Origin of the sequence: Brevundimonas sp. UBA7507 (genome assembly GCF_002478355.1) — a bacterium.
Taxonomy (GTDB): Bacteria; Pseudomonadota; Alphaproteobacteria; order Caulobacterales; family Caulobacteraceae; genus Brevundimonas; species Brevundimonas diminuta_D.
Genome location: NZ_DLNP01000021.1, coordinates 1 through 21405 on the forward strand (window position 1 = coordinate 1; position 21405 = coordinate 21405).

Annotated in this window: 25 protein-coding genes; 22 read left to right on the top strand and 3 right to left on the bottom strand. The window is 68.0% G+C overall.

The annotated features are described in order from the left end of the window. Nucleotides 1–91 precede the first annotated feature (91 nt). From B3D50_RS14785 to B3D50_RS14860, 16 genes are all read left to right on the top strand, one after another. The gene (locus B3D50_RS14785) at nt 92–277 is read left to right on the top strand and encodes a hypothetical protein (protein WP_286952357.1); all 186 of its coding nucleotides are present in this window, start codon (nt 92–94) and stop codon (nt 275–277) included. Continuing rightward, nucleotides 274–546 (top strand): hypothetical protein, encoded by a 273-nt coding sequence (locus B3D50_RS14790; RefSeq protein ID WP_286952359.1) that lies wholly within the window; start codon nt 274–276, stop codon nt 544–546. The genes B3D50_RS14785 and B3D50_RS14790 overlap by 4 nt, the downstream gene beginning before the upstream one ends. After that, a complete protein-coding gene (locus tag B3D50_RS14795) occupies nt 543–926 on the top strand; it encodes a M15 family metallopeptidase (RefSeq protein WP_286952361.1) in 384 nt (127 codons plus the stop codon). Before B3D50_RS14790 ends, B3D50_RS14795 begins: the two co-directional genes overlap by 4 nt. Further along, entirely contained in the window at nt 923–1345 is a 423-nt protein-coding gene (locus tag B3D50_RS14800; RefSeq protein WP_286952362.1) for a hypothetical protein, read from the top strand. The genes B3D50_RS14795 and B3D50_RS14800 overlap by 4 nt, the downstream gene beginning before the upstream one ends. 28 nt (nt 1346–1373) lie before the next feature. After that, on the top strand, nt 1374–1556 hold the full coding sequence (locus tag B3D50_RS14805; RefSeq protein ID WP_286952364.1) for a hypothetical protein: 183 nt from the start codon (nt 1374–1376) through the stop codon (nt 1554–1556). Nucleotides 1557–1765: 209 nt separating this feature from the next. Further along, on the top strand, nt 1766–2572 hold the full coding sequence (locus B3D50_RS14810) for a flagellin (protein WP_269299820.1): 807 nt from the start codon (nt 1766–1768) through the stop codon (nt 2570–2572). 111 nt (nt 2573–2683) lie between these two features. After that, on the top strand, nt 2684–3487 hold the full coding sequence (locus tag B3D50_RS14815; RefSeq protein ID WP_003165529.1) for a flagellin: 804 nt from the start codon (nt 2684–2686) through the stop codon (nt 3485–3487). 92 nt (nt 3488–3579) lie between these two features. After that, entirely contained in the window at nt 3580–3861 is a 282-nt protein-coding gene (locus B3D50_RS14820) for a flagellar protein FlaG (protein ID WP_269299821.1), read from the top strand. Nucleotides 3862–3996: 135 nt separating this feature from the next. Then, nucleotides 3997–4881, top strand: a complete 885-nt coding sequence (locus B3D50_RS14825) for a flagellin (RefSeq protein WP_269299822.1) — start codon at nt 3997–3999, stop codon at nt 4879–4881. Nucleotides 4882–5129: 248 nt separating this feature from the next. Then, on the top strand, nt 5130–7847 hold the full coding sequence (locus B3D50_RS14830) for a transcriptional regulator (protein WP_286952367.1): 2718 nt from the start codon (nt 5130–5132) through the stop codon (nt 7845–7847). Between the two features lie 79 nt (nt 7848–7926). After that, nucleotides 7927–8595, top strand: a complete 669-nt coding sequence (locus B3D50_RS14835) for a hypothetical protein (protein WP_269299824.1) — start codon at nt 7927–7929, stop codon at nt 8593–8595. Beyond that, entirely contained in the window at nt 8592–9020 is a 429-nt protein-coding gene (locus B3D50_RS14840) for a hypothetical protein (RefSeq protein WP_003165523.1), read from the top strand. The genes B3D50_RS14835 and B3D50_RS14840 overlap by 4 nt, the downstream gene beginning before the upstream one ends. 88 nt (nt 9021–9108) lie before the next feature. Then, the gene (gene ssb / locus B3D50_RS14845; protein WP_286952370.1) at nt 9109–9609 is read left to right on the top strand and encodes a single-stranded DNA-binding protein; all 501 of its coding nucleotides are present in this window, start codon (nt 9109–9111) and stop codon (nt 9607–9609) included. 22 nt (nt 9610–9631) lie between these two features. Beyond that, complete coding sequence (locus tag B3D50_RS14850; protein ID WP_286952372.1) at nt 9632–10081, top strand: thiol-disulfide oxidoreductase DCC family protein; 450 nt, start codon at nt 9632–9634, stop codon at nt 10079–10081. A 7-nt stretch (nt 10082–10088) separates the two neighbouring features. Then, nucleotides 10089–11390 carry an SDR family oxidoreductase gene (locus tag B3D50_RS14855; RefSeq protein ID WP_286952374.1) on the top strand — a complete coding sequence of 434 codons (1302 nt, stop codon included), beginning with the start codon at nt 10089–10091 and terminating at the stop codon, nt 11388–11390. Beyond that, a complete protein-coding gene (locus tag B3D50_RS14860; protein WP_313414945.1) occupies nt 11354–11857 on the top strand; it encodes a DUF2269 domain-containing protein in 504 nt (167 codons plus the stop codon). The genes B3D50_RS14855 and B3D50_RS14860 overlap by 37 nt, the downstream gene beginning before the upstream one ends. Here the strand turns inward: B3D50_RS14860 and B3D50_RS14865 are convergent. Continuing rightward, the gene (locus B3D50_RS14865) at nt 11854–12420 is read right to left on the bottom strand and encodes a nucleoside 2-deoxyribosyltransferase domain-containing protein (RefSeq protein ID WP_286952375.1); all 567 of its coding nucleotides are present in this window, start codon (nt 12418–12420) and stop codon (nt 11854–11856) included. The genes B3D50_RS14860 and B3D50_RS14865 overlap by 4 nt on opposite strands. A gap of 109 nt (nt 12421–12529) precedes the next feature. Here B3D50_RS14865 and B3D50_RS14870 point away from each other — a divergent pair, with 109 nt between their 5' ends. Next, the gene (locus tag B3D50_RS14870; RefSeq protein ID WP_164918033.1) at nt 12530–13438 is read left to right on the top strand and encodes a DMT family transporter; all 909 of its coding nucleotides are present in this window, start codon (nt 12530–12532) and stop codon (nt 13436–13438) included. Between the two features lie 6 nt (nt 13439–13444). Here the strand turns inward: B3D50_RS14870 and B3D50_RS14875 are convergent, their stop codons facing one another. Further along, nucleotides 13445–13930, bottom strand: a complete 486-nt coding sequence (locus B3D50_RS14875; protein WP_244911901.1) for a superoxide dismutase family protein — start codon at nt 13928–13930, stop codon at nt 13445–13447. Nucleotides 13931–14212: 282 nt separating this feature from the next. Here B3D50_RS14875 and gyrA point away from each other — a divergent pair, with 282 nt between their 5' ends. From gyrA to B3D50_RS14900, 5 genes are read left to right on the top strand one after another with little or no spacing between them, the layout of a single operon-like run. Continuing rightward, nucleotides 14213–16954 carry a DNA gyrase subunit A gene (gene gyrA, locus B3D50_RS14880; protein ID WP_286952398.1) on the top strand — a complete coding sequence of 914 codons (2742 nt, stop codon included), beginning with the start codon at nt 14213–14215 and terminating at the stop codon, nt 16952–16954. A gap of 6 nt (nt 16955–16960) precedes the next feature. Further along, nucleotides 16961–17764: an aminotransferase class IV gene (locus B3D50_RS14885; RefSeq protein WP_286952378.1), complete on the top strand. Its 804-nt coding sequence runs from the start codon at nt 16961–16963 to the stop codon at nt 17762–17764. Between the two features lie 54 nt (nt 17765–17818). Beyond that, nucleotides 17819–18304 (top strand): pantetheine-phosphate adenylyltransferase, encoded by a 486-nt coding sequence (coaD, locus tag B3D50_RS14890; RefSeq protein ID WP_286952380.1) that lies wholly within the window; start codon nt 17819–17821, stop codon nt 18302–18304. A gap of 26 nt (nt 18305–18330) precedes the next feature. Then, on the top strand, nt 18331–19164 hold the full coding sequence (locus tag B3D50_RS14895) for a peptidylprolyl isomerase (RefSeq protein WP_286952400.1): 834 nt from the start codon (nt 18331–18333) through the stop codon (nt 19162–19164). A 35-nt stretch (nt 19165–19199) separates the two neighbouring features. Then, nucleotides 19200–20093 (top strand): peptidylprolyl isomerase, encoded by an 894-nt coding sequence (locus tag B3D50_RS14900; protein ID WP_286952382.1) that lies wholly within the window; start codon nt 19200–19202, stop codon nt 20091–20093. A 159-nt stretch (nt 20094–20252) separates the two neighbouring features. On the opposite strand, the gene B3D50_RS14905 is transcribed toward B3D50_RS14900, so the two are convergent. After that, a complete protein-coding gene (locus B3D50_RS14905; protein ID WP_286952383.1) occupies nt 20253–21380 on the bottom strand; it encodes a Ppx/GppA phosphatase family protein in 1128 nt (375 codons plus the stop codon). Nucleotides 21381–21405: the final 25 nt, after the last annotated feature.

Genomic DNA, 21405 nt, shown 5'->3' on the forward strand with positions numbered 1-21405 from the left:
GCGGCGGCGGCGGCGCGGGCGTGACGGCGGCGGGCGCAGGCGGCGCAGGCGCGGCCGGCGTGGTCTGGCTGACGGCGGTGGGGTGAGCGCCATGATCCGACGCCTGCATCGCATCATCGACGCCGAAGACGCCCTGTCGCTCGGCGAACTGGAGCCGTTGCTGGACGAGGAGGCCTGGGCCGCGCCCGATCGCCTCTCGGCCGACGACTGTTTCGACCACCTGGGCGGCGACTGGCGAAGCTCGGCCGCGCCCCATGACCCGGAGGACGGGCGATGACGTCTGAACATCACGATAAACCGGCCGCGCGCCCGCAGGAGCTGGCCGAGGGCCGCTGGCTGTGGCGGCGCCTCTATGTCTATGCCGCCAGCCTGGCGCTGTGGCTGCTGTTGCGGCTGGCGGTGACGCGGGCGGCGGCGAACGACCTGCCGCGCATCGCCGAGGGGCTGATGGGGCTGATGGCCCTGATGCTGCTGCTCTATCTGGTGGCGCCCAGCGCCCAGCAGATCGTCAATCTGGCGCGACTACGCGTGGGCGGGAAGCCATGAGCTTTCGTTTGTCGCAACGCTCGCGCGAGCGGTTGAAGGGCGTCCATCCCGATCTGGTCGCCGTGGTCGAGGCGGCCATCCTGCTGACGCCGGTGGACTTCATGGTCACGGAGGGGCTGCGGACGCCCGCGCGTCAGGCGGAGTTGGTGCGGGCCGGGGCCAGCCGGACGTTGAACTCGCGGCACCTGACCGGCCATGCGGTCGACGTGGCGGCCTGGGTCGACGGCGGGGTGCGCTGGGACTGGCCGCTGTATCCGCGCATCGCCGGGGCGTTCAAGGAAGCGGCGACCGCTGCAGGAAGTCCGCTGATCTGGGGCGGAGACTGGCCGCGCCTGCGCGACGGACCGCATTTCGAACTGGATCGGAGGGCCTATCCATGACGGGCCGCTTCCTGCGGGTTCTGACGCCGCTCGGCTGGTGGGCGGCGATGCTGGCGGTCGGCGTATTGTTGCTGATCGTCGGGCGGGGACTGGGTTTGCGCTGGGATCCGCTGCACCTCCAGGCGCGTCGGCTGGAGGCGGCCCAGCAACGCCTCGATCGGGCGCAGACCGAGGCGTCTGCCCGAAGTCTGGAGGCCGCCGCACGCGCTCGCCAACTCGAGAATCTCGACGCCTTTCACCGCAACGCCCAGGCCGTGACGCGGGCGACCGTCGCGGCTGAAACTCGAGCGAGGACCGCTGATGATGCTGATACGCCCCTGGACCCTGATCGCACTCGGCGTCTGCGCGAGCATGACCGCGAACTGTGCCGCCTCGCGCCCGTCGTCGCCGGTTGCGCCGCCTCGGCTGATCCTGGCTGAGGCGGCGACGCGGCCCTGCGAACTGGCCATGCTGCCCGAGCGTCCGACGGCGGCGGATCTGGAGGCGGCCTATGTGCGGCGCGGCGCGCAGGTGGCGGCGTGCGACGCCGCCCGGCGCCTGGCGGTGGAGACGCTGAAGGCGGAACGCGATTTGATCGACGCCTGGGTGCGGGGGCGAAAGGAAGCTGGGCCGATATTGCCGGGCGACTAGGCAAAAAACGCCGAGCTGCCGGGTGAGTGGGCAGATGTTGCCGAGCTCGGCGACATGGTTTCCAGAATCTAACGCTGAAAAATCAAGGCTGTGCGTTCGAGATGGGGCTGGCGCCGCCTGGCCCGCTCCTTGCGGTCATGGCCTGCGAGCAGAAAGCTCCCGGCAGCCAAAACGGCGTCGGACATCGTCGAAGACAAAGGACAGCCAAAATGGCTAACAGCATCAACACCAATGCTGGCGCTCTCATCGCCCTGCAGAATCTGAACGCGACGAATCGTGACCTGAACGTCGCGCAAAACCGCGTGAACACGGGTCTGAAGGTCTCTACGGCCAAGGACAACGGCGCCATCTTCGCCATCGCCACTTCGCAGCGCGCTGAAATGGGCGCTCTGGACTCGGTGAAGCAGTCCATCCAGCGCGGTCAATCGATCGTCGACGTGGCCCTGGCCGCCGGCGAGACCATCACCAAGGCCCTGGAAGAACAAAAGAGCCTGGCGGTCGCCATCGCCTCTTCGACCGGCGCGGCTCAAACGGCATACCTGGCCGACTACAACGCCCTGGGCGGCGAAATCACCAAGGCCCTGGCCGGCGCGACCTTCGACGGCGTGAACCTGTTCTCCAACACCACGCAGCAGTCGGTTCTGACGAGCACCTCGGGCGCGACCCAGAACATCGGCACGGGCGCGGCGATCACCGTCGCCACCACGGCTACGCTGACGGCTCCGGCCGACGCCACGGCCGCGCAAGCCGCCATCACGGCCGTCGACACCGCCATCAGCGGCTTCACCGCCGAACTCGGCAAGCTGGGCACCCAGTCGAAGTCGATGGAGCGTCAACTGACCTTCGTCAGCAAGATGCAGGACTCGCTTGAAGTCGGCATCGGCAACCTGGTCGACGCGGACCTGGCCAAGGAAAGCGCCCGCCTGACGGCTCTGCAGACCAAGCAGCAGCTGGGCGTGCAGGCGCTGTCGATCGCGAACCAGTCCAGCTCGATCCTGCTGGGCCTGTTCCGCTAACGCTGAAGGCGGCGGTTTAAGCCGCCGCCTGACCACCTCTCGCTACCGAGCAGAATGCTCACCGACGCCAAAACGGCGTCGGCCATCGTCTGAAGACAAAGGACAGCCAAAATGGCTAACAGCATCAACACCAATGCTGGCGCTCTCATCGCCCTGCAGAATCTGAACGCGACGAACCGCGACCTCAACGTCACGCAAAACCGCGTCAACACCGGCCTGAAGGTCTCCACGGCCAAGGACAACGGCGCCATCTTCGCCATCGCCACGTCGCAGCGCGCTGAAATGGGCGCTCTGGACTCGGTGAAGCAGTCGATCCAGCGCGGTCAGTCGATCGTCGATGTGGCTCTGGCCGCGGGCGAGATCGTCACCAAGGCTCTGGAAGAACAGAAGGGTCTGGCGGTCGCCATCGCTTCGTCGACCGGCGCCGCGCAAACGGCTTATCTGGCCGATTTCAACGCCCTGGGCAATGAAATCACCAAGGCCCTGGGCGGCGCGAGCTTCGACGGCGTGAACCTGTTTAGCGCCAATACCGACGCGGTGGAGGTTCGTACCGGTACCGGAGCGGGCGCTACTTTCACGCTGAAAGCCGCCGGTGGAGCCGCCACCACTGTAGCGACGGCCACCGGCACGGCTGACGCGACCACCGCCACGGCCGCTGCGGTCGAAGGCGCCATCACGGCCTTCACCGCCGTGTTGGGCGACCTGGGCACCAAGTCCAAGTCGATGGATCGCCAGTTGACCTTCGTCAGCAAGATGCAAGACTCGCTTGAAGTCGGCATCGGCAACCTGGTCGACGCCGACCTGGCCAAGGAAAGCGCCCGCCTGACGGCTCTGCAGACCAAGCAGCAGCTGGGCGTGCAGGCGCTGTCGATCGCGAACCAGTCCAGCTCGATCCTGCTGGGCCTGTTCCGCTAATCCGACGCGGTTAGGGAAGGGGCGGGCCGCTGGGTTCGCCCCTTTCTCGCGTCGTTTGAGACGGGAGGCGCGGCAGGTCCGCGCAGAGGGATATGGCTGACAATGTCGCAGGAGTTTCCAGCGTAACCTATCTGGACCGCGAGCCGCAGGGCGCCGTGGTCGAGGCGAAGCCCGCTGTTCAGGCGTCGCAGGGCGCAGCCGATGACGCCGGCCGCTACCGGCTGACGATCGAGCGCGAGTCGACGGGTTATGTCTACAAGACCCTGGATCGCGTGACGGGAGAGGTGATCCGTCAGTTTCCGCGTGAGGAAGTGCTGAAACTGCGCCAGAGCCCAGCCTACGACGTCGGGAAGATCATCAAGACAGAAGCTTGATCCGCGCGTCCTAAGCAATGAAACGCCCCTCGGCATGGCCGGGCGGCGTTAACAGGCGTTGCGACGGCGTTAACCATACGCTCAGGAATCAGCGTCATTAATGCTCGCCAGAATCGGATCTGAGGCGAGAAAGCCATGAGCAACAGCGTAATCACCAATGCGTCGGCGCTTGTCGCGCTTCAGAACCTGAACGCCACCAACTCCAAGCTGGCGGCGACCCAGAGCCGGGTGAACACGGGCCTGAAGGTGCAGGGCGCTAGGGACAACGCCGCCACCTGGGCCGTCGCCCAGAACCAGCGCGCCGACATGAATGCGCTGGAATCGGTCAAGACCAGCCTGAACCGCGCCACCTCTATCGCCGATGTCGCCCTGGCGGCCGGTCAGCAGATTTCCGACATCCTGGTTGAGCTGCGCCAGAAGGCCACGGCGGCGGCTGATCCGTCGGCCTCCGACGCGACCCGCAAGGCCTATAACGATGAGTTCCAGTCGCTGCTGAAGTCGTTGCAGTCGTTCGCGGACAATGCCGCCTTCGATGGCGAGAACATTCTGAATGGCAAGGTGCCGGGCGTCACGCCTACGCCGAACCCGCTGACGCCGCTGAATTTCCTGGCTAATGCGGACGCGTCCGAGACGATCACCATGAACCGCCAGGACATGACGCTGCGCGGCCTCGCCCTGGCGACGGCGGGGGCTACGCCGGCGGACCCTGACGTCATGCCTGATCTGTTGACGCAGACGGGCGCCGCCACGGCACTTGCGGCTGTCGAGACCGCGCTGTCGACGGCCAGCTCCAGGCTGGCTGAACTGGGCGCTCAATCCAAGCAGATCGAGAAGCACACCCAGTTCGTCACCAAGCTGATGGACTCGCTGGAAGTCGGCGTCGGCAACCTGGTCGATGCGGACATGGCGCGCGAAAGCGCGCGACTGCAGGCCTTGCAGGTTCAGCAGCAACTGGGTGCTCAGGCGTTGTCGATCGCCAATCAGGCGCCGCAGATCATCCTGTCGCTGTTCAAGGGCTGATCGCGGCCCTAGCCCAGCCGTCGTTGCGCGCCGTGTCCTAGCGACAATGGGGGCGGCCGACGGCGGGTCGGTCGAGGGATCAGGCCGTAGAGGCTCATCAGCCTCATCAATATCCAGCGCACGCGTGACATGGTCGGTCTCACCTCGGCTGTGGCGAGGCGAAAAACGGCGGTGTTCGGCGCGCGGTTCCTGGCGACTGTTAAACAGTTCGTTACCGTGGCGGGCGATGCTGACGGGCAGAGGTTTGCTTGGCGGCCATCAACAACAGTTATCTGCTGGGTCTTTTCGGCGGCGGAGCGGGTCTCGGCGGCCTGCCTTCTGCCGCGCCTGCGGCCAAGCCCAAGACCCAGCCGACGGCGCCCTGGAGCCTGGACGCCAAGGAGAAGCCGAGCCAATCGGAGCTGCTGCGCTCGGCGCTGAGCGGACGCAAGTTCGTCAACGAAGAAAACGCGGTGCTCGACGTCAAGGGCACCTCTTCGAGCGACTATCGCAAGATCTTCGCCCTGTATCAGGGGCTGACGATGCTGGAGGCCCTGACCACGCGGGCGGGCGAGCGCAACGTGGGACGATTGGAGTCCGATCAGTTGTCTCGGCGCTTCGCCTCGGGCATGGCGGAAGTGACGGACTTTCTGGCCTCGGCCCAGTTCGACGGCGTGCGGATCGTTCAGGGCGTATCGGCCTCGCAGAGCCAGTCGACGGCGGCCGTGGCCCGCGACAGCTCCAAATATCTGACCGGCCCGATTCATGACGGCGCCCTGACTGACGAGGTCGCCGCCTTCCAGGGCGATGTGCGTTTCGGCGTGACGGCGAAGACGATCGCGGGCAGCCAGACGGTCGCCATCGACCTGGCTGAGATGGGGGCGACCCCGCGCACGATGGATGCGGTGCTGGAGCACATCAACGGCAAGCTGGAGGCGGCGGGCGTGCAGACTCGCATTCAGCGCCAGATGATCGAGGCCGAGCCGCGGACCGTGAAGGTCGGCGACAAGACCATCACTCTGCCCGCGGGATCGACGCGCTGGGGGCTGACGGTCAGCGGAACCCCGGCGGAGACGATCAGCTTCGTTCCCGCAGAGACGCGGGATTCGATCCAGGTGGTGCAGGGCGTCGGGACCAAGGGCGGTCACGAAGTGCTGAAGTTCGATCCGGACGGCAATCCGGTCGCCGGCGCGGGCGGCGAGAGCTTCTGGGTCGAAGGCCGCAGCGGCGTCTCCAACCTGCCGGACGGCGTAGAGACGGTGCGCGCCAGCGCTGCGGGGCCGGACGGCTCCATGTGGATCGTGGCCGACGTCAGCGCCGGCTCTTCCACGCAGCCGATCAAGGGCCAGGCCGACGTCGTCCTGATGAAGCTGGATTCGGCGGGCAATGTGGTGGTCAGCCGGGCTTTGGGCGCGGCCTCCAAAGCCAGCGGCTACGCCATCGCCGTGGATGCGGATGGACGGGTGGCGGTGGCCGGCTCAGTCGTCGGCGCGCTCGTTCCGGGCGAGGCTGGGGCTTCGGCCACGACGGCGGACAGCTTCGTCACCGTTTTCGACGCCGACGGCCGCGAGCAGTGGACCCAGAGGCGCGGCGCCAGGGCCGAGGATGAGGCCACGGCCGTCTCCTTCGGCGCGGACGGCCGGGTGTATGTGGCGGGGCGGGCCAAGTCGGCCATGCCGGGCGCTTCGGCCGTGGGCGGCTGGGACGGCTACGTTCAGGCCTTCAGCGAAAGCCAGATCCACAGCCTGGCGCCGATCAAGGCGACCGCGACCGGGGCGGCCCAGTTCGGCACGGCGGGCGACGACAACGTCCAGGCCATGACCGTCGACGGCGACAACCTCTATACGGCGGGCGTCGAGAACGGCGCCTTCGTGCTGCGTCACTTCCGCGTCGGTCCGACCGGGGCGCCTGAGTTGCTCAGCGTGCGGAACCTGGGCGCGTCCTCGGGCGGCGAGATCGCCGGTTTGGCGGTGGCGAACGGGCGGCTGATCGTGTCGGGGGCGACCGGCAACGGCGCCCTGAACGCGGGTCAGGTCGCCAACGCCCACGCGGGGGGGCAGGACGCCTTCGTCGCCAGCTTGTCCACGGACCTGACCGCCTCGGGCGCCGATCGGTTGACCTATTACGGCGGGGAGGGCGACGACACGGCCGCCGACGTCAAGGTGCACGACGGCAAGGTCTGGCTCACGGGCGTTTCGGACCGCCCTGTCGGCGCCAAGAAGGACGATCCCACGCGCGGCTATCTGGCGCGGCTGGACGCTCAGACCGGCCAGGTGGAATGGAGCCAGAACTGGACGGCGGCCGAAGGACAGGCCAAGCCGCTGGCCCTGACGGTTTCGTCCGGCGGCGCCAGCGTTCTGGACCGGCTGGGCCTGCCGCAGGGCGAGATCGATCAGAGCGATTCCAAGGCCCTGGTGGACGCCACGGCCGTGCGCGCCGGCGACCGTTTCTATGTGCAGAATCCCGCGACCGGGCGGCAGACGGCCGTGACCATCGAGGCGAAGGACACGCTACAGTCCCTGGCGCGCAAGATCGAACTGGCCTCGGGGCGCCATCTCAAGGTCACGATCAAGACGGACCGAGACTATCTGACGGGCATGGACGGCGACACGCGCGTGACCAGCGGCGGGGTCCAGCGTCTGTCGATCACCAGCGCCGACGGGCGGGCCGGAGCCGTGCTGATCCCCGGCGAAGGGGGGCGCGACGCCCTGGCGGGGCTGGGCCTGACGCCCGGCTTCATCGGCAAGTCGGCGGACGACAAGAAGAAGACCTTCGGGGTCAACCTGTCGCCGTTGCTCAACCTGTCCGGCGCGGAGGCCATCGCCAAGTCCAAGGATCAGGTGCAACTGGCGATCAAGGCCATGCGCGACGCCTATCGCGCCCTGTCGCCCGAAGCGTCCAAGCCGCCGGTCACGGGGCAGGCGCCGGCCTATCTGCAGGCTCAACTGGCCAACTATCAGGCTGCACTGGCGCGACTCACAGGCTAAGCTGGGGTGAACGGCGCTTTCGGTTGACGGCTGTAGGGCTGACGGGGTTAGTGGAGCCTTCGTTAGCGTTGAGAGCTGCATGGCCCTTTCCAAAGACAATCGCACGGTCCTGATCGTCGGCGCCGGCCTGGCCGTCGTCGGCGCGGTGGCGGCCGCCCTGGTGTTCAGCGGCGGGCGCGACGGACCTGTCGAGGCGCCGCCGGCGTCCAAGGGCGGACTAACCATCGATGTCGCCGAAGCCCCGACCTTGGAGCCGACGCGCGAGCTGCGTTGCTTCGTCAACGGACAGTTCGTCGGCCTGGCCACCCTGGCCGACTGCGCCCGGAAGAACGGCGTGGCCACCAGCGCCCTGGATGTCGGCCTGGATTCGACCGGCTCCCTGGTCGCAGCGCCGACCGCCTCCTTCGCGCCCCCGCCCGAAGCGCCCGTCGTGACGATGGCCGACGCCGCGCCTGTGGGGCAACCCAGCGCCGCCGACGCCGCACGCCCTGCGGCCGCGGCATCGGGCACGGCCTGTCTGCGCCATACGGGTTCTGAATGGCGGCAAGTGTCGGGCAATATGAGCCTGGGCGCCTGCGTTCAGGCCCTCTACGCCGGAACCTGCGTGCGGCCGGGCGACGCCCAGTACGGCCGCTGGGGCGACACCACCCTGCGTCTGGTGCCGCGCCGCGTCGAGCAGTCCAGCGACAACAACCGCTTCCGCACCCTGGCCCAGCAGGACCGCAACTGTCAGTTCCCGGAGCTGTGACGAAGGTGCGTGTTCTGACCTCTGGATTGGCCGTTGTGCTCGGCTCGGCCGCCCTGGCGGCTTGCGGCGCGCCTCAGCTCAAGGCGCCGACCGACAAGGGAGTCTGCTATCACGTCGGCGAACTGGCCAGCGACGCGCCCCGCTTCAACGTGGTGGCGCGCGATCAGCCGCAGATCGAGTTCTGCGCCGCGCGACTGGAAGAGATGCGCCTGAAATTCCTGAGCTTGGGCGGCAGCAACAATGAGATGGTCGGCGCCTATCAGGGCCAGTTCATCTTCATCGACCGCACGGGCGTCAAATTCAGCAAGAGCCTGGACGGCGCGCGGTTCTTCGCCCTGGCGCGGACCGGGGACGGCCGTCTGGCCATTCCGGGGGCCATCCAGCGCCGGATCGACGGGCGCCCCGTGGCGGTGGCGCCCAACTAATCCACCCTGAACGGGGTGAACGAAACTAGAACATTTCGTCCGTTTCGGCTAAGGAGCGGACGACAAGACGAATAAAAGGACATCGGTCATGGCGGGCAGCGTCAACAAGGTCATTCTGGTCGGCAACCTGGGTCGCGACCCGGAAATCCGTTCGCTGAACAACGGCGACCGCGTCGCCAACCTGCGTATCGCCACCTCGGAAACCTGGCGCGACAAGGCCACGGGCGAGCGCAAGGAAAAGACCGAGTGGCACTCGGTCGTCATCTTCAACGACAACATCGTCAAGGTGGCCGAGAACTATCTGAAGAAGGGCTCGACCGTTTACGTCGAAGGCTCGCTGCAGACCCGCAAATGGACCGATCAGCAGGGCGTCGAGAAATACTCGACCGAGATCGTCATCCAGCGCTTCAACGGCCAACTGACCATGCTGGGCGGTCGCGGCGACAGCCAGGGCGGCGGTGGTGATCGCGGCGGCTACAGCGGCGGCGGTCGCGACGACGACTACTCCTCGGGCTTCTCGACCGGCGGCGCCAACAAGCCCTCGGGTCCGAAGGAAAGCTACGACCTGAACGACGACATTCCGTTCTAGGCCCGACGCGAAAGGGCGCGGCGTGGGGCTGGGGGCCTACAGCTATCGCGACGATCCGGCGGTGCCGTCCTTTCCGGACGACCGGCCGCTGGTCCTGTTCGATGGCGACTGCGCCCTGTGCTCCCATTCCGCGCGGACCCTGCTGAAGTACGGGCCACGGTTTCGCCTGGCTCCGACGCAGTCGGAACTGGGGCGGGCCTTGCTGCGGCACTACGGCCTGTCGCCGGACGATCCTTCAACCATGTTGGTGATCGAGGACGGGCGCGCCATCTGCCGCTCGGACGGGGTGCTGCATCTGGCGGCGTCCCTGCCGTTTCCCTATCGACTGGCGACGGCGGGGCGCTTGATCCCCCGGCCGGTGCGAGACGTGGTCTATGGCTGGGTCGCCCGGCATCGGCGGCGCTTTCCCGGTCAGGCCTGGTGCGCCATGCCGCCCGAAGGCGTGGATATGTCGGATCGAGTGCTGGGGTGAGTTCATCATGAGCGGGCGTGTTCTGGTTCTGGGGGCCAACGGCTTCATCGGCTCTCATCTGGCGGCGGCCCTGTCGATTGCGGGCTGGACGCTCCGGGCTGGAGCGCGCAGGCCAGACGAGGCGGCGCGCCGCGCGCCTGGGTTTGACTGGATCAGGGCCGACTTCGCCGATCTGACGACGTCTGAAGCCTGGGCGCCGCTGTTGGACGGCGTGGACGTCGTGGTGAACTGCGTCGGGGTGTTGCAGGACGGGGCGGGCGACAGCACGGCGCTGGCCCATGTCGAGGGACCGCGCGCCCTCATTCAGGCTTGCGAGCAGGCGGGCGTGCGTCGCCTGATCCATATTTCCGCCGTGGGCGCCGATGATGCGGCGGGCACGGTCTATGCCCGCACCAAGGCCGAGACGGAGCGGCTGGTGCGGGCCGCCGATCTGGACTGGCTGATCCTGCGCCCGTCGCTGGTGGTGGACCGGGCGGCGTTCGGCGGGACTGGCCTGATCCGGGCGCTGGCGGCCTTTCCCCTGTTCAGCCCGGTGGTGGGCGGCGATCAAGTCTTCCGCCCTATCGCCCTGTCCGATCTGGGCGAGGCGGTCGTGGCGGCGCTGAAGCCCGGCGCGCCGGTGTGTGAGACGTTCGACATGCCGGGGCCCGAGGCGGTCAGCATGATCGAGACGGTCCGGCTTTATCGCGGCTGGCTGGGCCTTTCGCCCGCGCCGGTCGTGCGGGTTCCGCGCGCCCTGGCCGCGCCGGCGCTGATGATCGGCGACCTGTTGGGGCGGCTGGGCTGGTCCTCGCCGATCCGCAGCACGGCCATACGCCAGATGGATCACGACGTGTCCGGCGTTGACAGCGGCTGGGCCGAGCGATTGGGCGTTCGCGCGCGGGGTTTCCGCCGTTTCCTGGCCGAGACGCCGGCCTCGGTTCAGGACGTGTGGCACGCGCGGCTGTGGTTCGTGCGGCCCGTCTCCATCCTGACGCTGGGCCTGTTCTGGCTGATCACCGGCCTGATCAGCTTCGGGCCGGGCTGGAGCGGGGCGATCGCCGTCCTTCATGAAGGGGGCTTCGGCCGCTGGGCCGGGCCGATCGCCTGGTGGGGGGCGCTGCTGGACGTGGTGCTGGGGCTGGCGCTGTTCGTGCGGCCGTGGACGGCGCGCGTGGCGATCCTGATGTGTCTGGCCACGGTAGGCTATCTAATCGCCGGGACGCTCAGCTTGCCGCACTACTGGATCGACCCGCTGGGGCCGTGGCTCAAGGTGCTGCCGATGATGGCTTTGTGCCTGTTCGTGGCGGCGACGGACGCGAGGCGGTGATGCTGTATCTGATCCTGAAGATCATCCACATCCTGTCGGGGGCGGTGCTGTTCGGCACGGGGGCGGGCATCGCCTTCTTCATGCTGCGCGCTCACATGAGCCGCAACGTCGCGACCATCGCGGCGGTCGGCAAGATCGTGGTGCTGGCCGATTTCGTCTTCACTGCCAGCGCCGTGGTGGTCCAGCCGCTCAGCGGGCTGGGCCTGATCCACCTGCAGGGATACGCCCTGACCGAGTCGTGGCTGCTAGCGGCCTACGCCCTCTATGTGTTGATCGGGGTCTGCTGGCTGCCGGTGGTGTGGATGCAGATGAAGATGGCGCGTCTGGCCCAGACGGCGGCGGAGGCAGGGGAGGCCCTGCCGCAGACCTATCACCGCCTGTTCCGGGGCTGGTTCATCCTGGGTTGGCCCGCCTTTGCAGGCGTGATCGGCATCTACTGGCTGATGGTGGCCAAGCCGGTCTTCTAGCGCGCGAAACGACCCCTGGCCGCGGCTTCGGTCAGGGCGTCGCGGACGGCGGCGGTCAGTTCGTCCATGGTTTGGACCTGACGCACGCCATAGGCGCGGGCGGTGATGTCGACGTTGCCCTTGCGCCAGAAGCCTTCGGGGGCCAGCACGATCAGCTTTCCGCCGCGCGCGTGCAGGCCCATTTCCAGCAGGCTGATCGGGCTTTGCGTGCCCGGCGCGAAATACATGACGATGACGTCGGCGCTTTCCAGGGCGGCCAGCTCCCACTCGACCTGGCGGCGGAACTCCGGCTCGTCCGCCTCGGGGCGCCAGGCGGGGTTCCAGTCGGGGCGGCGGGGGTTCAGGACCGTGACGTCCATGTCGCTCAGGGCCTGCGTCAGCGCCGCCTGCCAGTCCGGCGCGCCGCCCATGTCGATGCTGCCGCCCAGGAAGACGCGCGGCCGAGCGTCGTCGATCGGCAGGGGTTGGGGCGAAACGACGACCGTCGGCTCGGCCACGGCGGGCGCGGCGGCGACGCAGGCGGTCAGGACGGCGACGGCAGACAGCAGGGCAGGGGTATTCATGGCCGCCTCTATAGCCGGTTCGCACGGGCGGGGCAGGAGGCGCGGACGGGTAACCTGCGGTCATGCTTCGTGAGAGGCCAATCGTCGCGCCCTGTGGCAAGCATGGGGCGTGTCCAGTTCCTCCTCCTCCCCGCACGCGCTGACGCCGCTCGAGATCGCTGCCATCGTGGCCGTTCTGGTCATCTGGGGCGTCAACAACGCCGCCGCCAAGGTCGCCACCGAGGTGTTGCCGCCGCTAATGACGGGGGCGCTGCGCTTCGCCATCGCCGCCGCCTGCCTGGTCTGGTTCGTGCGGCCGCCGTTTCCGAACTGGAAGAGCCTGCTCATCATCGCCGTGGTGGGCGGACCGATCCACTATGGCCTGATCTACCTGGCCTTCTGGCTGGCCCATGACGTCAGCCCGGTGACGGTGGCGACCCAGCTGTGGATTCCGCTGACGTCCCTGTTCGCCTTCCTGTTGCTGGGCGAGCGGATTTCGCGCATGGCGACGGTCGGCCTGGTGATCGCCTTCATGGGCGTGGCCTGGATGACGCTGGACCCCCATGCCTTGCAGGACTGGAAGGCCATTCTGGTGGGGGCGCTGGGCGCCTCGGCCTGGGCGCTGACGACGGTGATCGCGCGGCGCACCACCTCCATTCCGCCGCTGAAGATGCAGGGGCTGCTGGCGCTGATGGCCTTGCCGGCCCTGACGCTGGGGTCGGCCCTGTTTGAGACGGGGCAGTGGGAGGCGGCCAAGGCGGCGACGCCGCTGGTGTGGGGCACCCTGATCTGGGCGGGGGTGATCTCGTCCGTGTTCGCGACCAGTCTGATGTTCTGGCTGGTGCAGAGGCGCGAGGCCGGGCGGGTGACGCCCTATCTGTTGGGCTCGCCCCTGGTGTCGATCCTGATCGGCGGCCTGTTCATGGGCGACGTGCTGACGCCGCAGATCCTGACCGGCGTGGCGATCGCCCTGGCGGGCGTGGTGACGGTGGCCCTGGGGGAGCGCGGCCTGCGCGCCGGCGCTCCCGCCAAGGTTTGAGGTTGCTTACTGCGCCTTGATGACGGCGCAGGCCACGCGGTCGCCCGCGCCGCCGATCGGCTGGCTGGAGTGGTCGTCGGCGTTGGCGTGGATCACCAGGGCCGAGCCGTCGGCGTCCAGCAGCCACTGGCCGGGGCCGTTCTGCGACAGGCGGGCGTGGCTGGTGAAGACCTCGGCGTTCACGGCGCCGGCGGCGTCGGCGAAGACGTTGGGCAGGTCGCCGTCATCGGGGCCTTCAGCGTTCAGCAGGCCGTGGGGTTTCTTGGGATCGCCGTGGTTGATATGGGCGCCGGCCGAGGTGAAGGGCGCCTCGCACTGGCCCGTGGCGTGGATGTGGATGCCGTGCCAGCCGGGCGTCAGGCCCGTGGCCTCGACCTTGATCAGCAGGCCGGTCGAGCCCTGCGTCAGGGTCGCCTTGCCGATGTCGGCGCCCTGACCGTTGATGATGGCGACCTGAGAGGTCTGGCCCGGCGTAGCGCGCATCATGGCCATGTGGGCGGCGTGCTGATCCGGCGTATGGCCTGCATGGCCCGCATGTTGTTGAGCCGACGCGGCGCCAGCGGCGAGGGCGATCGCCAGAACGCCGGGCGCGATGAAGGCGGTTGGTGTCAAGCGCATGAATTTCCTGTCCTTTTACATGCGGGGATTTCAGCGGCGTTTCTTTGCCACCACGGCCCCCTGATGATAGAAACCTGAATAGCGGATCACGTTCCGATTCCGGCCATCTAAAGCCTGATTTCCTTGACCGACGACAGCTACCAAAACGCCGCCCCCATGGCGCCGGGCGATATTTCGACCATCACCATCGAGGATGAGCTGAAACGCTCCTATCTCGACTACGCCATGAGCGTGATCGTCAGCCGGGCCCTGCCGGACGCGCGCGACGGTCTGAAGCCGGTGCATCGTCGCATCCTTTATTCGATGCACGATCTGAACATGACGCCGGAGCGCGCCTATTCGAAGTGCGCACGCGTGGTCGGCGACGTGCTGGGCCGGTTCCACCCGCACGGCGACGCCTCGGTCTACATGGCCCTGGTCCGCATGGCCCAGGACTTCTCCATGGGCCTGATGCTGGTCGACGGCCAGGGCAACTTCGGCTCGGTTGACGGCGATATGCCGGCCTCCATGCGTTACACTGAGGCCAAGATGGCCCCGGCCGCCGTGGCCCTGCTGACCGACATTGAAAAAGACACCGTCGATTTCCAGCCGAACTACGACGAGAAGGAGCTGGAGCCTGTCGTCCTGCCGGCGCGGATTCCGAACCTGCTGGTCAACGGCGCGGGCGGCATCGCCGTCGGCATGGCGACCAACATCCCGCCGCACAACCTGCGCGAAGTGATCGACGCCGCGGTCGCTCTGCTGGACGATCCGGACGTGTCGGACGACGCCCTGCTGGATATCGTGCCGGGACCGGACTTCCCCACGGGCGGCGAGATCATGGGCCGCACGGCCCCGCGCAACGCCCTGCGCGACGGCCGCGGCTCGGTCATCGTGCGCGGCAAGGCGTCGATCGAAGAGATCCGCAAGGACCGCGACGCCATCATCATCACCGAACTGCCGTTCCAGGTGAACAAGCAGACCCTGATCGAGCGCATCGCCGAAATGGTGCGCGAGAAGCGTCTGGAAGGCATCGCCGACGTTCGCGACGAGTCCGACCGTCTGGGCATGCGCATCGTCATCGAGCTGAAGCGCGACGCTTCGGGCGATGTGATCCTGAACCAGCTGTATCGCTATACGGCGCTGCAATCCTCGTTCGGCGTCAACATGCTGGCGCTGAACCACGGCCGTCCCGAGCAGATGGGCCTGCGCAAGCTGCTGGAGCTCTTCCTCGACTTCCGCGAGGAGGTGGTGGTCCGCCGGGTCAAGTTCGAACTGGCCAAGGCCCGCGATCGCGGCCACGTCCTGGTCGGTCTGGCCGTCGCCGTCGCCAACATCGACGAGGTCATCCACATCATCCGCAGCTCGGCCGATCCGGCCGAGGCGCGCGAGCGGCTGCAGGCCAAGGCCTGGCCGGTCGGGGACATGATGGCTCTGGTTGAGCTGATCGCCGACCCGCGCACCGTCCTGGTCGAAGGCGACAAGATCCGCCTGACGGACGAGCAGGCCCGCGCCATTCTGGCCCTGACGCTGTCGCGTCTGACGGGCCTGGGCCGCGACGACATCTTCGGCGAGGCGCGCACGCTGGCCGACACCATTCAGGGCCACCTGACCATCCTGTCGGATCGCAAGAACGTCCTGGCCATCATCCGCGAAGACCTGTTGTTGGTGAAGGATCAGTTCGGCGTGGATCGCCGCACCCTCATCGGTGAAGGCGACGCCGAGATGGAGGACGAAGACCTGATCCCGCGCGAGGACATGGTCGTGACCGTGACCCACTCGGGCTACGTCAAGCGCGTGGCGCTGAACGCCTATCGGACCCAGCATCGCGGCGGCAAGGGCCGCAGCGGCATGGCGATGAAGGATGAGGACGTCGTCACCAGCGTCTTCAGCGCCTCGACCCACACGCCGGTCCTGTTCTTCGCCACCAACGGCAAGGCCTACAAGCTGAAGACCTGGCGCCTGCCGCTGGGCAATCCGCAGTCGCGCGGCAAGGCCTTCGTCAACCTGCTCCCGATCGAGCCGGGCGACAGCATCATGAACGTGCTGCCCCTGCCGGAAGACGAAACGACCTGGGGCGACTACGACATTATGTTCGCCACCCAGTCGGGCGACGTGCGACGCAACAAGCTCAGCGACTTCGCCACGGTGAACCGCGCGGGCAAGATCGCCATGAAGCTGGAAGACGGCGACGGCATGGTCGGCGTGGGCCTGTGCACGGCCGAGGACGACGTGCTGCTGACGACCGCTCTGGGCCGGGCCATCCGCTTCAAGGCCGACGACGTGCGCGTGTTCAAGGGCCGCGACTCCACCGGCGTGCGGGGCATCCGCCTGCAGGACGGCGACACGGTCATCTCCATGGCCATCCTGGGCCGTGTGGACGCGACGCCGGAAGAACGCGCCGCCTATGTGAAGCACGCCAACGCCATGCGTAAGGCGCTGGCCGGGGCGGATGCGGAAGAGGATGTCGTCACGGTCGAGGCCGATGACGAAGAGGCCGGCGACGCCCCGATCTCGCCCGAGCGTATCGCCGCCTTGGGCGCGGCCGAGCAGTTCATCCTGACGGTCACGGAAACCGGCTTCGGCAAGCGGTCCTCGGCCTATGAGTATCGTCGCACGGGTCGCGGCGGCCAGGGGCTGACGGCGCACGGCCTGGGCGGACGCGCAGGCACGCGCCTGGCCGCCGCCTTCCCGGTCGAGGAGTCGGACGACCTGATGCTGGTCACGGATGGCGGCCAGATGATCCGCACCCCGGTCAGCCAGGTCCGCATCGTCGGCCGCTCCAGCCAGGGCGTGACCATCTTCCGCACCGGCAAGGACGAGAAGGTCGTCTCGGTCGAGCGTCTGGCCGATTCCGGCGGCGACGATGAAGACGGCGACGTCAGCGAGACGTCGACGGACGAGGGCGGCGAGGCCTGATCCTGCATGGCCGTCGCTCCTGAACTCTGGATCGACGGCCGACCTGCCGAGGTTGAGGATCTGGGCCGCCAGGCCCTGTTCAACTACGGCGCCCTGACCTCTTTCCGCGTGGAGCGGGGCGGGGTGCGCGGGCTGGATCGGCATCTGGACCGTCTCAACCGTTCGGCGATCGAACTGTTCGGCGAGGCTGTAGCCGAAGATCGCCTGCGCGATCAGATGCGGACGCCGCTGGCCGGGCGGGACGAGGCCTGGCTGCGCATCAGCCTGTTTTCAAACGAGCTTTCTTTGCGTCAGCCGGATTGGGTCGGCGCGCCGCAGGTGATGATCAGCGTCTCGGCGTTGCCGTCGCCTCTGCCGCACGGGGTGCGCCTGCAAAGCCAGGTCTATGCCCGCGAGGCGCCGCATCTGAAGCACGTGGCCACGATGGGGCTGTTGCGGGCGCGGCGCATGGCGCGGCTGGCGGGTTTCGACGACGCCCTGTTCACCGACGCCGAGGGCCGGATTTCCGAGGGCTCGTTGTGGAATGTCGGCTTCATCGAGGGCGAGACGGTGGTCTGGCCCCAGGCGCTCATGCTGGACGGGGTGGCGCAGGCCCTGATCCGCGAGGCGCTGGACCGCGCCGGATCGCCGCAGCGGACCGAGGTCGTGCGCCTGTCGGACCTGCCCCGGTTTGACGGCGCCTTCCTGTGCAACAGCGCCACGCCCGCGGCGGGAATCGCGGCCATCGACGACCATGTCTTCACCGGCGCGACGGATGCGGTGCAGCAGATAGACGCCTTTTGGCGATCACAGCCGCGTCAGAAAATCTAGGCCGTTCATTTCGCACCTGCTAAACGGACCCAAACGATGGGGAGGCCGCCGGCCATGCGTATCGGACTTTATCCGGGCACCTTCGATCCGGTCACCAACGGTCATCTCGATATCATCGGGCGGGCGGTCAAGCTGGTGGACCGGCTGGTCATCGGCGTCGCTCAGAACGACGACAAGGGTCCGCTGTTCTCGACCGCCGAGCGGGTCGAGATGCTCAAGGCCGAGGTGGCGCGCTTCAACGCCGACATCGAGGTGCGGCCCTTTTCCAGCCTGCTGATGCATTTCGCCGAGGAACTGGACGCCAGCGTCATCATACGCGGCCTGCGCGCCGTCGCCGATTTCGAGTATGAGTTCCAGATGACGGCGATGAATCAGCGCCTCAACAGCGACATAGAGACGGTGTTCCTGATGGCCGATCCGCGGCATCAGGCCATCGCCTCGCGACTGGTGAAGGAAATCGCCCGGCTGGACGGCCGGATCGACAGCTTCGTCAGTCCGGCGGTCGCCGCGAGCGTGTTGGCCAAGGTCAAGAAGGGTTGAGGTCGGGTTTGAAGATCAAGTCTGTGATGGCGCTGGCGGCGGGCATGGCCCTGCTGGCCGGCGGAGCAATGGCTCAGTCGAGCGCCATGTCGAGTGATTGGCGCACGGTGTCGCCCGAGAACCTGTGGGTGATCGACACGGCCAAGGGCCGCATCCTGGTGGAGCTGGAGCCGCGCGCGGCGCCGAACCATGTTGAGCGCATCCGCACCCTGACCAATCAGGGCTTCTATGACGGGCTGAAATTCCACCGCGTCATTCCGAACTTCATGGCTCAGACCGGCGACCCACAGGGCACCGGCGCGGGCGGCAGCGAACTGCCGGACCTGAAGGGCGAGTTCACCTTCCGTCGCGGCCGCGACAGCGGCTTCGCCCCGGTTGAGAACAGCGGGCCGGGCCTGCGCGGCATCATGGGCTCCATCCCGGTAGTGACTCAGCCCGACGCCCAGATGTTTGTTACGGCGGACTTCAAGACCTCGGCCCAGGGGCTGTTCTGCCCCGGCGTGGCGGGCATGGCGCGCGCCGGCTCGCCTGACAGCGCCAACAGCCAATTCTATCTGATGATGGGCCAGAACGACAATCTGAACGGCGCCTACACGGTCTTCGGCCGGGTGGTGCAGGGCCTGGACGTGCTCAAGGCGCTCAAGGCGGGCAACGACGCCAACGACGGGGCCGTCGGTCCCGACGCCGACGTCATGACGCGGGCGCGTCTGGCCTCGGCCATGCCGGAGGCCGAGCGGCCGACGATCCGCGTGGCTGTGCCCGGCTCTGCGCCGTTCAACGCCGCCGTCGAGGCGGCGCGGGCTGAGAAGGGCGCGTCCTTCGGCATCTGCGACGTCCAGCCTCCGGTTCAGGGCGGCTGAAGGCGAACATCCACGCCAGGGGAGGGGCGCGGAACATGAGGCACCAACTTCGGATGACCGGGGCGGCGCTGCTGGCCGCTCTGATGGCGAGCGCGGCGACGGCCCAGGATGCGGCGCCGGCGCCCAGCGACGCTGCGCCTCGTGAGGCGGCCCCGGCGATCGCCGCCAGCGACTGGCGCGTGGTGGCGCCGGACAATCTGCTGGTCATCGACACCAGCAAGGGCCGCATCCTGGTGGAGATGACGCCTGAGGCCGCGCCCGGCCATGTCGCGCGCATGCGTCTGCTGGCCAAGGCGGGTTTCTATGACGGGTTGAACTGGCATCGGGTCATCGACGCCTTCATGGCCCAGACCGGCGACCCCCTGGGCACAGGCGAGGGCCAGAGCTGGCATCCCGACCTGAAGGCCGAGTTCACCTTCCGCCGTGACGCACAGACGCCCTTCGCCGCCGTGGCTGCGCCTGCGGGCGCCCTGATGGGCTTCCTCCAGTCGCTGCCGGTGCAGACCCAGCCTGACGCCGTGATGAGGACGACGGCGGACGGCAAGGTCCACGCCTGGGGCCTGTATTGTCCCGGCGTCGCGGGCATGGCGCGCGACGATGCGCCCGACAGCGCCAACAGCCAGTTCTTCCTGATGCGCCAGCCCTATCCGGCGTTGGACAAGCGTTACACCGTCTGGGGACGGGTGGTGTCGGGTCTGGATGTCGTGCGCGCGCTGAAGTTCAGTCCGAATCCCGACGGCATTGTGAGCGATCCCGACCGCATGACGCGTGTGCGCGTGGCGGGCGATATGGTCGAAGCTGAGCGGCCCACGGTGCGCGTCCTGAGCACGAGTAGCGCCCCGTTCCGCGCCCTGGTCGAAACCACGCGGACGGCGAGGGGCGCCGACTTCTCAGTCTGTGACATCGACCTGCCGGTCCAGGTGGACTAGCCGCTTCAAAGTCCTTCTCCCCTTGTGGGAGAAGGTGGCAGGCGTCAGCCTGACGGATGAGGGGTTGCAGGACGCTCAACCCATTGTCCGCATAAGGCGTGGCGAGACCCCTCATCCGGCCCTAACGGGCCACTTTCTCCCACAAGGGGAGAAGGGCGATTATTGGCCGCCGCCAGCGCCAGCGCCTGAGCCAGCACCCCCGCCGCCCCTGCGACGCCGACGGCGACGCGGCTTCGGCTGTCGGTCTTCGCGCATCTTCTGCAGCAGCAGGCCTTCACGCAGGCCGCGGTCGGCCACGCGCACCCGCTCGCACGGCCAGGCGCGCTGTACGGCTTCCAGGATCGCCGCGCCCGCCAGCACCAGGTCGGCGCGGTCCGGCCCGATGCAGTTCTCGGCCGCGCGCCCGACGGGACCGAGGGCGATCAGACGGTCGGCCGCCTTTTCGCAGTCGCCGCGCGTCATCCAGAGGCCGTCGACCAGATCGCGCTGATAGCGTTTCAGCTCCAGATGAATCCCGGCCAGGCTGGTGATGGCGCCGGAGGTGCCGACCATATGCCCGCGGCCGGCGCCGACGCGCGCCAAAAAGTCAGGGCCTTCGGGACCGCCCGTAGCGATGGCGGCGCCGAAGTCGGCGACCATGGCCTCATACCATTCGGGCGGGCTGCCATCCGGCTCAGGGTGGCGCTCGGCCAGGCTGACCACGCCCAGCGGCGCTGACATCCACGCCGCGGTTTCGAAGCCGCGCGGCCCCTTCATCAGCCAGGACAGTTCCGTCGAGCCGCCGCCGACGTCGATCACCAGCACCGCCTCGGCGCGCGGATCGAACAGGTTGAGACAGCCCGCGACCGACAGGGCGGCTTCCTCGGACGGGTCGATGATCCGAAGCCGCAGGCCGGTGCCGCGCCGCACCCGCTCGACGAAGGCAGGGCCGTTCTCGGCCATGCGGCAGGCCTGGGTGGCGACGGCGGTCAGGCGGTTGGGATCGACGCCCTTGCGCACCAGGCGTTCGGCGCACAGGGCCAGGGCGTCATAGGCCCGGTCCATCGCCCGATCGTCCAGGCGGCCGGTGCGCGACAGGCTCTCGCCCAGGCGTACGATGCGGCTGAAGGAATCCACCACGCGAAAGCCGTCACGCGCCGGACGCGCGATCAGCAGGCGGCAATTATTGGTCCCCAGGTCGAGCGCGCCGTAGAGGGGCGCGTCTCGATCGAAAGCACCGCTGTTGCGGGGCCTCCGAGGCAGGGACCGCGTGTCGCGCCGTCCGGGCGCGCCAGGGGTCTCCGGCATGGGCCGAGTTCTCATGTGGGCGGTC

What these genes read in the sequence shown, in the direction of transcription:
- coaD (WP_286952380.1), top strand. Translation starts at nt 17,819, where the DNA reads ATGCGTATCGGACTTTATCCGGGCACCTTCGATCCGGTCACCAACGGT.
- B3D50_RS14795 (WP_286952361.1), top strand. Translation starts at nt 543, where the DNA reads ATGAGCTTTCGTTTGTCGCAACGCTCGCGCGAGCGGTTGAAGGGCGTC.
- B3D50_RS14805 (WP_286952364.1), top strand. Translation starts at nt 1,374, where the DNA reads ATGCTGCCCGAGCGTCCGACGGCGGCGGATCTGGAGGCGGCCTATGTG.
- B3D50_RS14905 (WP_286952383.1), bottom strand. Translation starts at nt 21,380, where the DNA reads ATGCCGGAGACCCCTGGCGCGCCCGGACGGCGCGACACGCGGTCCCTG.
- B3D50_RS14825 (WP_269299822.1), top strand. Translation starts at nt 3,997, where the DNA reads ATGAGCAACAGCGTAATCACCAATGCGTCGGCGCTTGTCGCGCTTCAG.
- B3D50_RS14900 (WP_286952382.1), top strand. Translation starts at nt 19,200, where the DNA reads ATGAGGCACCAACTTCGGATGACCGGGGCGGCGCTGCTGGCCGCTCTG.
- B3D50_RS14800 (WP_286952362.1), top strand. Translation starts at nt 923, where the DNA reads ATGACGGGCCGCTTCCTGCGGGTTCTGACGCCGCTCGGCTGGTGGGCG.
- B3D50_RS14820 (WP_269299821.1), top strand. Translation starts at nt 3,580, where the DNA reads ATGGCTGACAATGTCGCAGGAGTTTCCAGCGTAACCTATCTGGACCGC.
- gyrA (WP_286952398.1), top strand. Translation starts at nt 14,213, where the DNA reads ATGGCGCCGGGCGATATTTCGACCATCACCATCGAGGATGAGCTGAAA.
- B3D50_RS14865 (WP_286952375.1), bottom strand. Translation starts at nt 12,420, where the DNA reads ATGAATACCCCTGCCCTGCTGTCTGCCGTCGCCGTCCTGACCGCCTGC.
- B3D50_RS14815 (WP_003165529.1), top strand. Translation starts at nt 2,684, where the DNA reads ATGGCTAACAGCATCAACACCAATGCTGGCGCTCTCATCGCCCTGCAG.
- B3D50_RS14835 (WP_269299824.1), top strand. Translation starts at nt 7,927, where the DNA reads ATGGCCCTTTCCAAAGACAATCGCACGGTCCTGATCGTCGGCGCCGGC.
- B3D50_RS14895 (WP_286952400.1), top strand. Translation starts at nt 18,331, where the DNA reads ATGGCGCTGGCGGCGGGCATGGCCCTGCTGGCCGGCGGAGCAATGGCT.
- ssb (WP_286952370.1), top strand. Translation starts at nt 9,109, where the DNA reads ATGGCGGGCAGCGTCAACAAGGTCATTCTGGTCGGCAACCTGGGTCGC.
- B3D50_RS14785 (WP_286952357.1), top strand. Translation starts at nt 92, where the DNA reads ATGATCCGACGCCTGCATCGCATCATCGACGCCGAAGACGCCCTGTCG.
- B3D50_RS14855 (WP_286952374.1), top strand. Translation starts at nt 10,089, where the DNA reads ATGAGCGGGCGTGTTCTGGTTCTGGGGGCCAACGGCTTCATCGGCTCT.
- B3D50_RS14810 (WP_269299820.1), top strand. Translation starts at nt 1,766, where the DNA reads ATGGCTAACAGCATCAACACCAATGCTGGCGCTCTCATCGCCCTGCAG.
- B3D50_RS14885 (WP_286952378.1), top strand. Translation starts at nt 16,961, where the DNA reads ATGGCCGTCGCTCCTGAACTCTGGATCGACGGCCGACCTGCCGAGGTT.
- B3D50_RS14875 (WP_244911901.1), bottom strand. Translation starts at nt 13,930, where the DNA reads ATGGCCATGATGCGCGCTACGCCGGGCCAGACCTCTCAGGTCGCCATC.
- B3D50_RS14790 (WP_286952359.1), top strand. Translation starts at nt 274, where the DNA reads ATGACGTCTGAACATCACGATAAACCGGCCGCGCGCCCGCAGGAGCTG.